At 43.7% G+C, this 13,584-nt stretch carries 11 protein-coding genes; 4 read left to right on the top strand and 7 right to left on the bottom strand.

Annotated features, from left to right (window positions below):
* Window positions 1-62 precede the first annotated feature (62 nt).
* The 7 genes from GPLA_RS11915 to GPLA_RS11945 form a co-directional block, all read right to left on the bottom strand.
* On the bottom strand, window positions 63-1,562 hold the full coding sequence (locus tag GPLA_RS11915) for a purple acid phosphatase family protein (protein WP_007105174.1): 1,500 nt from the start codon (window positions 1,560-1,562) through the stop codon (window positions 63-65).
* Window positions 1,563-1,673: 111 nt separating this feature from the next.
* Entirely contained in the window at window positions 1,674-4,163 is a 2,490-nt protein-coding gene (locus tag GPLA_RS11920; protein ID WP_007105175.1) for a TonB-dependent receptor domain-containing protein, read from the bottom strand.
* 174 nt (window positions 4,164-4,337) lie between these two features.
* The gene (locus GPLA_RS11925) at window positions 4,338-5,405 is read right to left on the bottom strand and encodes a FecR family protein (protein WP_007105176.1); all 1,068 of its coding nucleotides are present in this window, start codon (window positions 5,403-5,405) and stop codon (window positions 4,338-4,340) included.
* Entirely contained in the window at window positions 5,402-6,076 is a 675-nt protein-coding gene (locus GPLA_RS11930; RefSeq protein ID WP_007105177.1) for an RNA polymerase sigma factor, read from the bottom strand. The genes GPLA_RS11925 and GPLA_RS11930 overlap by 4 nt, the downstream gene beginning before the upstream one ends.
* A gap of 214 nt (window positions 6,077-6,290) precedes the next feature.
* Window positions 6,291-7,130 (bottom strand): Npun_F0296 family exosortase-dependent surface protein, encoded by an 840-nt coding sequence (locus tag GPLA_RS11935; RefSeq protein WP_007105178.1) that lies wholly within the window; start codon window positions 7,128-7,130, stop codon window positions 6,291-6,293.
* Window positions 7,131-7,635: 505 nt separating this feature from the next.
* Entirely contained in the window at window positions 7,636-8,475 is an 840-nt protein-coding gene (locus GPLA_RS11940; protein WP_007105179.1) for an Npun_F0296 family exosortase-dependent surface protein, read from the bottom strand.
* A gap of 277 nt (window positions 8,476-8,752) precedes the next feature.
* Window positions 8,753-9,151 carry a cytidine deaminase gene (locus GPLA_RS11945; protein ID WP_007105180.1) on the bottom strand — a complete coding sequence of 133 codons (399 nt, stop codon included), beginning with the start codon at window positions 9,149-9,151 and terminating at the stop codon, window positions 8,753-8,755.
* A gap of 200 nt (window positions 9,152-9,351) precedes the next feature.
* On the opposite strand from GPLA_RS11945, the gene nlpI reads away from it, so the two are divergent.
* The 4 genes from nlpI (at window position 9,352) to GPLA_RS11965 (ending at window position 13,506) form a co-directional block, all read left to right on the top strand.
* A complete protein-coding gene (gene nlpI / locus GPLA_RS11950) occupies window positions 9,352-10,248 on the top strand; it encodes a lipoprotein NlpI (RefSeq protein WP_007105181.1) in 897 nt (298 codons plus the stop codon).
* 27 nt (window positions 10,249-10,275) lie between these two features.
* Window positions 10,276-11,640, top strand: coding sequence for a hypothetical protein (locus GPLA_RS11955; RefSeq protein ID WP_007105182.1), 1,365 nt, complete (start codon window positions 10,276-10,278; stop codon window positions 11,638-11,640).
* 99 nt (window positions 11,641-11,739) lie between these two features.
* On the top strand, window positions 11,740-12,798 hold the full coding sequence (gene nadA / locus GPLA_RS11960) for a quinolinate synthase NadA (protein WP_007105183.1): 1,059 nt from the start codon (window positions 11,740-11,742) through the stop codon (window positions 12,796-12,798).
* Window positions 12,799-12,915: 117 nt separating this feature from the next.
* Window positions 12,916-13,506 (top strand): beta-phosphoglucomutase family hydrolase, encoded by a 591-nt coding sequence (locus GPLA_RS11965; protein ID WP_007105184.1) that lies wholly within the window; start codon window positions 12,916-12,918, stop codon window positions 13,504-13,506.
* Window positions 13,507-13,584: the final 78 nt, after the last annotated feature.

Raw genomic sequence — 13,584 nt, forward strand, 5'->3', positions numbered from 1 at the left:
AGAATTCGTCCCTGCTTTCTAGCTTATGGTTGTGCATTGCAACTTAGTGCCTTTATCAGATGCTATTCAGCTAAGTCGTAGTGAGTTTTATATAAGCCTGTGTTGTTGAACATTCTTTCTGGTGGTAGATCATTTGCGACGATAATCGTCTTGCCCTCAGCCTTATTCTTAGTCAAGGTAAACGCATCATATAGAGTCCCATCACCCATGAAAGCCTGGTAGCTAAGCTGCTGGTTACTTTTTTTGACGATTTGATAAGTGGGTGTGTTTTCACCTATGCGCTCGAGTGTGACGCCATAATCACGATATTCGTCCCAGCGAGTTGGTTTTACGGGGTAAGTTTTAGGCCCTGCAACCGTTGTCACAAATACGCTCTTAACCTGCTTAAGTGATGTGCTACTGGCGGCGATAGCAAGGTCTTTTTCAGTGCCTATGCTGCCGCGGGAATAAGCATGATCATGCCCCTGTAAAACCAAGTCAACATTGTGTTTTAACATGATGGGTAAAAACGCGGCGCGAACGTCGGGTTCATCTTGGCCCGCTGTGCCCAGCGGCATACCACATGAAGAGAATATTGGGTGATGCAAGGTTACAATACGCCATTTCGCAGAGCTGTTTTGTAATTTTCGGTCAAGCCACGTTGCCTGAGCCTGTAGCAAGGCTATATTTCCTTGGGCTTCTGAGTCCAGTACAAATACATCTAGATCTGGGTAGTGGGTTACGTAAGCAGTTTCTTGTAATGCTTTAGGTAAACTGGGGGATAATGGCAGGGTAAATTGGTCTTGCCATAATGTTGAAAGGGCCCAGTTTTTTTGCTTATTTTCTTGCATCTGCCAATCATATTCATGATTACCCGCAACCAACACCGCGGGCAGGGAACGATGGATAAATTGCCCTGCATTGAGCCAGTTTGACCACTGTTGATCGCTTGCCCCTTCGTTGACTAAGTCACCAGCGTAAACAGCAAATTTAGCTTTAGGCGCATGTTGCCAAGCATGACGTAGCATCAAAGGCCAATGTGAATAAATGCCATTTTGGGCATCTCCGAAGTATAAAAACTCGAAGTCCTGCTCCGTGTTAGTTGGGGCGGTTTTTATCTGTTGCCAAGGTGACCACTTCCCAGATGCGCCTTCGACTCGGTAGTTGTAGTTAGTATCGGCTTGCAGATTATAAAAAGTAAGTGAGTGATAACTCACGATAGGTAGTCCTGTATTAGAAGGATAGGAGAATTGACCTTGGCTATTGATACCTTTATCTGGCGACGTACGGTAGGTTTTTGCTGAGAATTCTTTGGCGTTCACATCGTAGCGTGCATTAGGGCTCGCTTTAACAATTTGGCCGTGCGTATTTTTCACGGTTTTGTCAGTACGCCATGTCACTGAGAAGCTAGACGCAGGAGTGGGAGTGGGCGTAACAATAATGCGATCTGGCCAAGAAGATGCGCGAATATGCGGGGTGATCGCCTTCACAGGGCTTTGTGCGGCGCGAACGACTTTTGTTATGAACAATGTCGGGATGAGTAAAAAAGTACTGGCTATTAAGGTGATAAGAAAATTTTTCATAAGAGAGGCCTATGGCTAAACTAACAAAATGTTAAAACGTCACCGCTGAGCAGTGACGTTTTGATTATAAAAATCAGGCGTAAATACACCACACCTGATTTGCTCATCTTCTTAAAATGCGTAGCTAACGCCACCACCGTAAGTTGCTGGTGCACCCACTAAACGAGCACCGCCATTTAACTCCAAAAAGTACACCTCATCAGTGATATTACGACCATAGGCATATATATTTAAACCGCTTGCAAACGTCACGTCGACGCGAACACCCAACAAACCATATGAGGGGGCGGTATTGCCATCGCCCGCGTTCAAGCGATTAGACTCTTCACCATGGTAGCTATAGTTGATGCGAGCATTTAGCTGGGTGTTATTTGCCAGTGAAATTTGATAGTTCAGAGCAGCAGTTTGACTCCATTCTGGTGAGCCGGGTAATGGGTCACCAATCGTACTGATGACATCATTTACTCGGTTTGAACTGAATTCGGTGATCTCAGTATCCAAATAGGTACCCGCTGTATTGAAAGTTACTTTATGCTCGTTCGCTTCAAACAAAGTAACTGCAATTGAGGCTTCAGCACCGCGGACTGTGGCTTCACCAACGTTAGTCCTGCCATTGGTATCGTTCGATAGGCGCGCTGTGGCCTGTAATTCTTCAAAGTCATAAGAGAACACATCAAAGGTAATGTTGATAATGTCTGTTACATAGCGAGCGCCGGCTTCATAGGCAAGTACTTCTTCCGACTCGAAGGGTTGGGTTTCTTCTTCAGAGAATATCGATGTACCATCGAAACCGCCGCCACGATAGGCTGTGCTCACAGAGGCGAAAACGTTGAGATTGTCACTAATGAAATACTGAATAGCCAATTTGCCAGATACGTTGCTGTCATCAAACTCACGATCCCATGAGAAGTTGGCGTCTGTTTTAAAGGTTTCTTCAAATACGGATAATCCCCATGGATCGGCATCAATATTTTCACCGCGGAATTTCGCATTGTCTTTGGTGTAGCGCAGGCCACCGCTTATCACTAAGTCGTTAGACACATTCCAATCTATATTAGCAAACGTAGCGAAACTATTACGTCGTTGATTATAGGGTGAACTGTACTGAGACAATACTGCATAGCTTGTCCAGTTACTGGTGAAATCCACTGAGTCATTGATAAAAAATGCGCCTGCTATCCAGTCAAATTCACCGCCGGTTGCGTCACTCAAGCGAATTTCTAACGATGTTTGGTCAAGCTCATCGTCAAAGTTGTATTGGTAGCGAGGAAATGATGTGCCGTCTCCGTTACCGCTGACATTGCGCTCACTATTTTGTAATGCGAACAGTACATCAAGGTTTAAGCCTGATTGTAATTGGCGGTTAAAGTCCCCTGAAAATCCGCTCACATCGATTTCATGTGAGTAGTATTCGCTGGTGTAAAAATCGTAAGGGTCGTTACCTTCACCTGCGTTGAGCGAGGGGTTGTCGTCTTCAAAAGCAATACGGTCATACTGACGGGTATCGCCTCGATCTTGACTCGTAAAATAATGCAATGTCAGTGAGGTTACATCATCGAAGTCATAAACGGCAGTGCCACGAAAGGCGAATAAGTCCGCGTCACCAAAGCCGTCTCGCTCGCCTGGGTCAGCAACTGGTGGTACAACACCTTCTGTACCTTCAGGGACGAACCCTGCGAAATTGCCTGCGCCTTTACCATCCATAAAGCCGCCGCCCTGTTCCATTAATACGGCTACGCGTACTCCTAAGTTTTCTGAAACTTTGCCGCCAACCGCTGCTGTGCCTGAAACAAAGTCGTATGAGCCGTATTCGATATCTGCATAGCCGTTTAACTCATCACCTGGGGCACGTGTGATGGCATTAATTGCCCCAGCTGTGGTGTTGCGCCCGTAAAGGGTGCCTTGTGGACCTTTGAGTACTTCAATACGCTCTAAATCAAAAAGAGGCATGCTTAAATAAGCGTTAGATGTTTGGTAAATGCCATCAATATGTAGCGCAACAGAAGGGTTGCCGTTTGGCTTGTAATCATCCGCCCCGCCTATACCGCGAATAGTAATAAAGCTATTTTCAGGTCCGCCAAATGCCGAGTTAATTGAAATACCGGAAAGACTATCAATTAAGTCTGTGAAATCTGTCACGCCTTGGGCTTTCAACTCATCCCCGCCTAATACTGAGATTGCTACTGGAGCGTCTTGTAAGCTGCTATCGCGTTTTAGTGCTGTGACCACAACTTCGTCCATTGGCGCTTGATAAGTCGTGGCGCCTTTACCTTGAACCTGTTTTTTCTTGGCGGCTTTTTTAATCACAATAGCACCGCTTGGCTCCTGATGAGCCTGTAAACCGCTGCCTTGCAATAATTGTTTTACTGCATTAATGACCGACAAGTTACCTGCTGTGGCCTTGGCTTGCTTGTTACTAACTAAGCGACTGGGGGCAATAATAACGCTCCCCGTTTGCTCTGAAAGTTGATTCAAAGCCTGTCCGAGAGGTTGAACAGCAATATTCACCTCATTTTGTTTGGCCAATACTTGGTGAGACGCTAAAGCAGCGAGTGCGGTGCCAAATAAAGCAAATTTAATCGAGCGGCTAAGGATTTTCATGATGTATCTTCCAATTAATTTATGAGGGTTCGTTACAAGAGTCATCACGACGATTTATTTTTCAACTTAAGTGCTTGTTTCATAAAAACTTCACACAATGGGTGGTTATTTATCCATTTTTTAATCGCTAGGGCTAAAGTGGGCCAGCAAGGTTTATTGCTGGCCGTAAATGCGTTATTCCTTGGTTAAAATACTGCGAGTATCTTCATGAGTGAGCCTTATGGAATAGGCTGATGCGAGCGCTGCTAACATGGGTTCGATTTGTGCAAAAGTAAGTGATGCGGTGATAGGCAATTCTTTGATACTTTCATCCAATATAACAACGGGTTTTTTCACGTAGCGATTGATATCCATAATCACATTTTTAAGTGCCACGTTATCGTAAATCAACCGTTCATTGAGCCAAGCGAATTCCGTTTCTGGATTGAACTGAGTGATTGGTGAGATAAAACCACCATTAATATCAGCTCGTAATTGTTCGTTCGGCCTTAGCTGTAAAATGTGTTCACTTTGGTCTTCTTGCTCAGGTAAATCTGCAACGTCAACTAAGCCCCTTTTCACTGATACTTTTAAACTATTATTTAGACTACGCTTGACTTCAAAAGCCGTGCCACGCACACGCACTTCTGTGTGCTGAGCTGTCACAGTGAATACACGACTTGGGTCGTGAGTCACATCAAAGTAAGCACTGCCTTTACGTAAGTTGACGCGTCTCTCGTTTCGGTTGATAACCACAAGAATGCTTGAGTTCCCTGCAAGGGTTACGTCGGTCCCGTCGTTTAAAGTTATATGGCGATTTTCCCCGATTGAAGAGGTAAATGCAGTCGGTGGTTGAGTGATTTCAAGGCTATTGGTGGTTGTGAAAACACCGTTGACGACCAATAACGCAATGCTTGCGGCCATCGCTGCAAGCATGGAAGCCGACGTTATTAATCTGCTTTTTGATCTTGTAAAAGTTGAAGGCTCGGAATTTTGTGAGGCATGTTGTTCTATCCATCGTACAGCTGAATCCGTCATACCTAGAGTTTGCCATACCTTTTGGCTTTGGCTAAAGGCATGTCTGTTTTCCTCATTGTGATTCAGCCATGTAATAAATTCATCGCGTTTTGTTGCGCAGGTATGCCCTGAATACAAATAGGTTAACCATTCTCTGGCCTCAATTTGTTGAATGCTGGAGGCTGATTTGTTACTTTCAAGTGTGGTTGAGGGGCTATCTGTAGCGTCTTTTTCTTGAATATTCATTGTTTGTGCTCCCTGGCGATTTTATTCGAGGGAATGTTATTGGGCTGCTCGCTATTGCGGATGTGATGTTCCTGCTCATCAAAGGATTCCAAGACCGCCATTGCCCCATTTAGCTGCCGGCAAATGTCAGCGACACTCCAGCCTGTATCAGCGGAAATTTGGGAGTATGTTTGGCCCTTGATACGGGCGCGCATTAGAATTTCACGTTGTTTTTCGCTAAGCTGTTCAGTGCCTTTTTGAATAGCGGCTATGCGCTGTTTACCCTGTAAAATAGTTTCCGGGCATATTTCATTAAATTGGCCCTCAGTTAGCTGAATTTGCTCGGCGATGAACTCACGAGCTTTGCATAATCTACCAATCGATTTGAGGGTGATATTGATGGCGATTTTGATGATGTACGCTTTAGGGTCTTCTATCTTGTCCAGGTTTGGCATTTGAGCGAATCGGCTAAAAGCTTCTTGGACCACATCTTCTGGCTCCGGTGGACCAGAGCCATAACAATTGCGCAATATTCGACAAACGTCTCGCCAATGTGCACGAAACAGGCTATCGATGGCGCTTTGCTCATTTATTTTACGTGAATTAAATGTCGACGGCGATAACGCAGAGGACTGTGGCTTTAAATAAGAATTGAGGAAAAAAAGTGGGGCTTTTTGTAAAGCTTTACTCATTACTTAGGCTCTATCACACTAACACGCGGGGATATTAGCGACTAAATAAAACAAGAAAATGACAGTTTGGCGCTTTTAGGTAATCTTCATTAAAACGTCATATTTTGTTTTCAGAGCGATAAATGACCTCTAACCTATTTAAATAATAAAAAGTTGTCACAAAAAAAGCCGGCGAACCGGCTTTTTCAAGTACTCATGATGTGCTGGAAAACGTTTATTTTCTGAAGCGTTTGCCCACCCCTAACCCCAATAAACCTAATCCTAAAATGGCAAGACTAGTTGGTTCTGGTACGTCGCGTTTGTCTAAACCAACCACTATGTTGTCGAACTCTCCCGCTATGCCCGAAGATACCACTCGCAAACGGTTAAAAGCTTCACTGGCATTAAAGGCTATATTCACATAAACATTTGATGAATCTGCCGCTTGATTACCTGATGTACCATTCAATTGACTCAATAACTCAGCGCCGGTAATACTATTTACCAGCACATCATTAGCGTAAAACTCAAATGAGTTGTACGTGTCCACTGAACCCCAGTAAAAACCGAGATAGTTAACGCTCGATCCCGCTAACGAGGGTATTGTTGAGCCTATGTTAGCCAAAAAATTGGTGTAATCAATGTCCACATAGCTATCGGTACCCACAGTTGAAGGCGTGGTATAGGCATAACATGTACTGTCACCAGCGGGAGCTGCCGCGATGTTTTTCGATGAGCCTTTACGAACATTCAACACTGATGGGTCGCTTGTGGTGATGTCCAGCGGTGAGTTAATGGCACAACCATTTGATAAGCCTGCAACGTTATAGCTTTCGTCCTGAGTTAAGGGTAAGCCGCCGATAGCGGTCGCCTTATCGAAGGTTTCAACGAAAAAGCCGTCGTTAAGAGAGTTAATGGTGTTATTCGCATTGACGTTAAGGCTAGTTTTACCTGAACCGTCAGTGGCTGCTTGGCCGCCAAATGTTATGGTCGCGGCGATTGCTGACTGACCCATCGCTAACGTTAACATTGAAAGTGTGAATAAGTATTTTGTGTTTCCGAGTAAGGTTTTCATTTTGTAACTCCGTTAAGCTGCTACATCTACATCTACATATACTGCTACCATTTATATTTGCATAAGTTGTGCCAATATAAATAATGTCTATATATCATGATATTAGTTTAGAGTAGGTAAAATAACGCACCGAATGCGTAAAAATAGATGACGTTTTCGCACAAAAAATACCCACGCAGTGTAAAAAATTCCGAATAACGAAACGCCGCCTTACATAGCGTAATTTTGAGGTATTCAAATCTTGTGGTGCCTAATAAGATTAGTTGGCTGACAGTAGGGGATATTCACGGCCATTTATGCAGTGTATTGGTACATTTGAACGCGCCAATTGAATCAGCTTGATTGTTTTTAGACATTAATGAATGGATGTCTTAATAGTAAAGGCTTTGGTGGGGTAATTAATAAATACATGCTAAATGACCGTGCCGTTTCATTTGCCATTTACGCTTGAAAAATAAGCAAAAAAAAAGTCGGCGAACCGACTTTTATTTCAAAAATAAACGATTTATTTTTGCAATTTTTTACGTAATGCTAAGCCCATTAATCCCAAACCTAAGAATGCTAAACCAGTTGGTGCTGGCACATCACGCTTTGTTAATCCAACAACAATGTTATCGAACTCACCCGCTATACCAGAAGAAACCACGCGCAGTCGATTGAATGCTTCATCAATTGTGAAATCAATATTCACATAAACATTTGATTTGTCGGATTCTTTATCACCTTCAACACCGCCAAGTAAGTTTAATATTTCTTCACCAGCAATGCTTTTTACTAACGTATTATCTGAGTAAAACTCGAATGTGTTGTATGTATCAATTGAACCCCAATAGAAACCTAAATAGTCGATACTTGAACCGGCTAAAGACGCTTCGATACTTCCTATGTTGGTTAAGAAGTCAGTGTAATCAATATCTACAAAACTTGGTGTGTCTACAGTGTCTGGAGTTGTGTACGCGTAACAAGTGTCATTACCGGCAGGTGCCGCTGCAACATTTCTCTCCGAACCGGAACGAACATTTAACACGTTGGTTGCACTAGGCTGAACGAGTAAAGGTGAGTTTATAGCACAACCAGTGGATTTGTCTGTTACATTGTAACTTGTGTCATTTGCAGAAGGTAAACCTGGGATGGCAGTAGCCACATCGAAGGTTTCAACAAAAAAACCATCGCTGATAGTATTAATTGTATTATTTGAGTTTACGTTAACACTTGTTTTACCTGAATCATCAGTGGCTGCTTGGCCGCCAAAAGTTATAGTCGCTGCACTAATCTGTTGTGATGCGGTCAATGCTACTAAAGCAGCGGCGGATAAAAACTTAGCTTTTTTAAATAAACGTGTCATAGGTTACTCCTTTACGACGACCTAACTGCAAACTTGTTATTGTAATTATTGATAAAGCACTAATTAAGCCAACTTTGATTAATTCTTTAATTTCAGTGCCTTACCTTTAAAGTTGATTGGCATCGGAACAGTAGTGTAAAAAAAGTGGACGTTATTTAAACGCATTGTTTCAATGCGCAGACGCTTTATAAGGTTGCTTATTATAGCTGTGGTTAAGTTTTAATCAATGTTGTTTTTTTCTTTGGTATATAAACGGTTGTAATTATCAGTTTTATGCTTATTGTTCAAACGCAAATGGCAGTATATCGTTCATGGTAAGCGTTTTAATTTCACCTTCGCTGGTAGCCATATGTACTAAGGTGTCTTTACTGGCGAACTCGAAAATACGTTGTCGACAACCACCGCAGGGGGAACAAAAATGTTCATTTGGACTGGCAATGAGGATTTCCCGTACTTGCCGTGCCCCGCCAGCTACCATAGCAGCAAGCGCGTTACCTTCGGCGCATTGACCAAGTGGAAAAGACACATTCTCTACGTTACAGCCCGTGTATGTGTTTCCGTCTTCCGCGACTAATGCCGACCCGACCCTGTAATCAGAATAAGGAGCATGAGCTTTGGCTTGAACATCCAAAGCGGCGTTGAATAATATTTGTAAATCAGTTTGTTGCTTGTTCAAAATGGTTTCACTTGTTTTTGTGCTAGCCAGTTAGTGTGCATTATTTTTACAACTTGATACAGTAGATTGCAATTTTCGACCCGTGGTTGTCTTTACATTTATCGCTAAATACGCCACTCTGCTTTTTTATTTACTATCAATTTTCTGGCTGATTTTGCTTTTTATCGCCATCAATTTTAGGTCAAGCGTCGCACATTCTTATGCAAAATAAATTTTTCTCACTGATATTGTTAGGATTCTTGCTAGGCGGATGTGCCAGTGATAATCAATTACAGGGTAGTCAGGCGCAAATGAGTAACTTATTACTCGCGGAACCTGCACCTATGAGTGTACGTTCGCAAATGGCTATTGCGCGCTACAGCCAAATTTTAGCTAAAGCCCCATTAGAAGAACATGAGCGTGCGGAGCTACTTCATCAGCGTGGCATGTTGTATGACAGCGTGGGCTTGGCAGGGTTGGCTCAGTACGACTTTGATCACGCCATACGTTTAAAGCCCGACATGGCGGAAGCCTATAATTCATTAGGTGTGCATTACACACAGCAGATGAATTTTATTCAAGCTTATGAAGCGTTCGATGCCACGTTGGACATTAATCCTGAATACGAGTTTGCATTTCTGAATCGCGGTATTGCACTTTATTATGGCGGTCGTCCTGATTTAGCCGTCAATGATTTCGGTGAGTTCTATCGTAAAGATCAATCAGACCCTTATCGAGCACTTTGGTCATTTATTGCTCACAGTGAGCTTGACCAAACTGAAGCGTTAATGACGTTAAGCAAGAATCGAGAGAGTCTAGATAACGACAATTGGGCGACCCATTTGGTTGACCTTTATTTAGGCCGAATTGACGAGCAGGCATTATTAAATGGCCTTATTCAAGGTGTAACTAGCCAGCAAGAGCTCACTGACCGTCTATGTGAAGCCTATTTTTACCTTGGTAAATATAATTCGGCTCAAGGCAATCGTGGAGTTGCTTCGAACTATTTTAAGTTAGCACTTAGCACAAATGTCTTTGAGTATGTTGAGCATCGATACGCTCGTTTAGAACTAGATATGTTAAGAGATCAAGCTGTCGCTGAAAGTGAAGCTCCTTAAGGCGGCAGTGCTTTTGAGCCGCGCAAGGTGCTAAAAAGCAGCCTTGGATTATTATGTACTTTAGCTTGGCTGTTTACAGGGCACAGCGATGTTATTCAGTATTTACCCTTCTTACACAATCAGGCTAATAGCAACCAGCAACCTCTACACTACCTGTACCGTGCTTATCGGGCCGGAGATGAGCAAGCTCTTGAGCAATTAAGTCAAAGGGCCATAGCGCTCAATGATGGCTATTGGCTGCATTTCGCCAAATTAGCAGGCTCTGCCCAAGCAAAGCGTTACTTTTCGTACCTGCAGGTTGGAAATGAAGGAAATAAAGCTGCTATAAAAGCGCTGAATTATTCCGCCAAGCGCGGTGAGCTAGATGCCCAAGTTGCGTTGTACCATCACTGGATCACTCAAAACCAATTAGAAAAGGCGCAGCACTGGTTATCGCGTGCCGCTAAACGTGATGCAAGTAGTGCACTCATGTATGCCAAATGGTTGTCACTCAAGGGACAAGAGTCACAAGCCTTAGAGTCACTTCAAATCGCTCAACAGCTGGGCAGCGCAGAAGCATTGAAGTTACTCAATATGCGTGCCGGGTCTGCTCCCAAAAAATACAGTGAATTAACGCTGGCTTCATCAAAAGCGGTCGTGGAAAATTGTGCCCAGCGGCTACAGTTTGTTGCCAGCAGCTTGCATTCAGTTATGCAAGGACAAGCGTTCATCGATAATTTTGCCAACGATGAGCGCTTAAAAACCTTACCTATCTGTATCAACCGTCCTTTATGGCTTGCTCCTGATTCATTAACGTGTTCAGGTAATTGGCAAGGAGCTGGCCGGTTAGGCTGTAATATGACCCGAATGAGCCAGTCACTTTTTGGGCAACGCTTCACCCATGTAGTGGTATTGGCGCAAGCAGGAAAGGCAAATGTACACAATGGGGTGATGTTTTTAGACAGTCAGGACGATTACAACGTATTTGTACATGAGCTTGCACATTTCGCAGGTTTTATAGACGAATATCCATTGTCCGAAGGGCTGGCTAGCGTGATATGTGAGCTTAACGATGCCCCGAACTTGCGAGTGAGTCGCCAAGGACATCAGCCTGACATGCTAGGTTGGCAAGGCTTAACGAAAGGTCAGCGTATTGCAGTCAGTGAATCACGCACCTGTGATAATCACCAAGCTCAGGCTTATAAGCCCAGCACCAAAATGACCTTTATGGAGTTTTACGATGTGCCTTATATTCCCCCCATTTACCTACGGGCCTGGGCTGAACGACTCGCAAATAAGCCATTATTAACGCCTGCTTACATTAATTTTTATCAGGGTTATGATGCTAAAGGGGACACTGAGCAAGGTACGTATTGGCGAACCCGCTACCAGCACTACCTACAAGCGGATTAAGTAAAGCCAATTGGATCTAACGGGAAGTGTGATTTTTGTTCATACAGGCGGTATACTACTCGGACGATTTATGATGTTTGTGGTAACCAACATAGCACTATGAGCCAAGCACTTTCTATTGGTACGGTAGATTATCCGTTTCCAGCAAAACCAGCTCGATTAACTTCTGCTCAGCAACAAGATTACATCGACAAAATTAAACAGCTACTCATCGAGAAGAATGCCACGCTCGTTGCGCATTACTATACCGATCCTGAAATTCAGGCATTGGCTGAGGCAACCGGTGGTTGTATTTCTGACTCCCTTGAAATGGCACGTTATGGCAGAGACTGTGACGCACAAACGCTTGTAGTGGCAGGAGTGCGTTTTATGGGAGAGACTGCAAAAATACTCAGCCCAGATAAAACTGTCATCATGCCAACCCTCGAGGCAACCTGTTCATTGGATATAGGGTGTCCTGAGGCTGAGTTTTCAGCATTCTGTGATGCGCATCCAGATCACACCGTTGTGGTTTACGCGAATACGTCTGCGGCAGTAAAAGCTCGGGCTGATTGGGTTGTAACGTCCAGCATCGCCCTTGAAATTGTTGAGCATTTAGACTCCCAAGGTAAAAAAATCATTTGGGCACCGGATCGTCACTTAGGTGCTTATATAGCCAAAGAAACTGGCGCAGACATGTTGATGTGGCAGGGGGAGTGTATCGTGCATGATGAGTTTTCTGCCAAAGCCCTGCGCGATATGAAACACCTTTACCCTGACGCTGCGGTACTCGTGCATCCAGAGTCACCTGCTAGCGTGGTGGAGTTAGCCGATGCAGTTGGCTCAACGACCCAGTTAATAAATGCAGCAAAAACCATGTCTAATAGCCATTTTATTGTTGCAACTGACCGTGGTATTTTTTATAAAATGCAGCACGCAGCCCCAGATAAAATTTTGCTTGAAGCACCAACGGCAGGTAATGGTGCAACATGTAAAAGCTGCGCCCATTGCCCGTGGATGGCTATGAATGGCTTACAGGCTATTTACGAAGCATTGACGGAAAAAAGCGGTCACGAGATCTTTGTTAGCGATGAACTACGTAAAAAAGCCCTGATACCACTAGACAGAATGCTCGATTTTTCCGCTGAGCTTAAAATGAAGGTAACAGGTAACGCCTAGTTAAGCATTTGAAGGGATTATTAATCATGTGAAAGCCAGCTACTGCTGGCTTTTTCATTTTTCGGCCACATTAACAGTGTAGAGTTTTGTTTTAATTCCACTATTTAGGAGTGTTTCATGCCAGATTTAAGCCGTTACAAAGGGATCGTTTTCGATATGGACGGAACGCTAATTGACTCAATGGGCTCACACGCTATTGCATGGCAACAAACTTGTGAGCATTTTGGTTATCCTTTTGATGGTCAATATATTCATGACCTTGGGGGAGTACCGACACGGCAAATAGCCAAGTTACTTAATGAAAAACATGACCTCCATCACGATGTAGACGACGTCGCCGAAGTCAAGCGTCAAGCTTGGTTAGCCCTCGATGACAATCTCAGTGTTATTGACGACACATTTCAAGTGATGCAGCGCTACGAAGGCGTGTTACAAATGGGCATAGGGACAGGTTCAGAGCGAGACAATGCTATTCGTATGCTTACAGAAACGGGTTTACTCGACCGAGTCGAAACCGTGGTGACCGCATCAGATGTCACTAACGGTAAACCACACGGTGAAACGTTTTTAACCGTCGCGAAAAATATGGGCCTCAGAGCAGATGAATGTGTGGTGTTTGAAGATACAGAAATAGGCCGACAAGCTGCCGCAAATGCAGGCATGGATTGCATCATGGTCATAAACGGCAAGATTGAGCTACCTGCCTGATTAGCCTAAAAAGGTGTCAATTTAAGTGAAAACACAATAATTGTTTAATAAATAGTCGTCTTAATCGCTAATTAACCT

The sequence above is a fragment of the Paraglaciecola polaris LMG 21857 genome, assembly GCF_000315055.1.
GTDB lineage: Bacteria > Pseudomonadota > Gammaproteobacteria > Enterobacterales > Alteromonadaceae > Paraglaciecola > Paraglaciecola polaris.

Bases quoted from the DNA above. Each gene is read 5' to 3' on its own strand.
- GPLA_RS11930 (WP_007105177.1), bottom strand. From the start codon at position 6,076: ATGAGTAAAGCTTTACAAAAAGCCCCACTTTTTTTCCTCAATTCTTAT.
- GPLA_RS11940 (WP_007105179.1), bottom strand. From the start codon at position 8,475: ATGACACGTTTATTTAAAAAAGCTAAGTTTTTATCCGCCGCTGCTTTA.
- GPLA_RS11935 (WP_007105178.1), bottom strand. From the start codon at position 7,130: ATGAAAACCTTACTCGGAAACACAAAATACTTATTCACACTTTCAATG.
- GPLA_RS11965 (WP_007105184.1), top strand. From the start codon at position 12,916: ATGCCAGATTTAAGCCGTTACAAAGGGATCGTTTTCGATATGGACGGA.
- GPLA_RS11915 (WP_007105174.1), bottom strand. From the start codon at position 1,562: ATGAAAAATTTTCTTATCACCTTAATAGCCAGTACTTTTTTACTCATC.
- GPLA_RS11925 (WP_007105176.1), bottom strand. From the start codon at position 5,405: ATGAATATTCAAGAAAAAGACGCTACAGATAGCCCCTCAACCACACTT.
- nadA (WP_007105183.1), top strand. From the start codon at position 11,740: ATGAGCCAAGCACTTTCTATTGGTACGGTAGATTATCCGTTTCCAGCA.
- GPLA_RS11920 (WP_007105175.1), bottom strand. From the start codon at position 4,163: ATGAAAATCCTTAGCCGCTCGATTAAATTTGCTTTATTTGGCACCGCA.
- nlpI (WP_007105181.1), top strand. From the start codon at position 9,352: ATGCAAAATAAATTTTTCTCACTGATATTGTTAGGATTCTTGCTAGGC.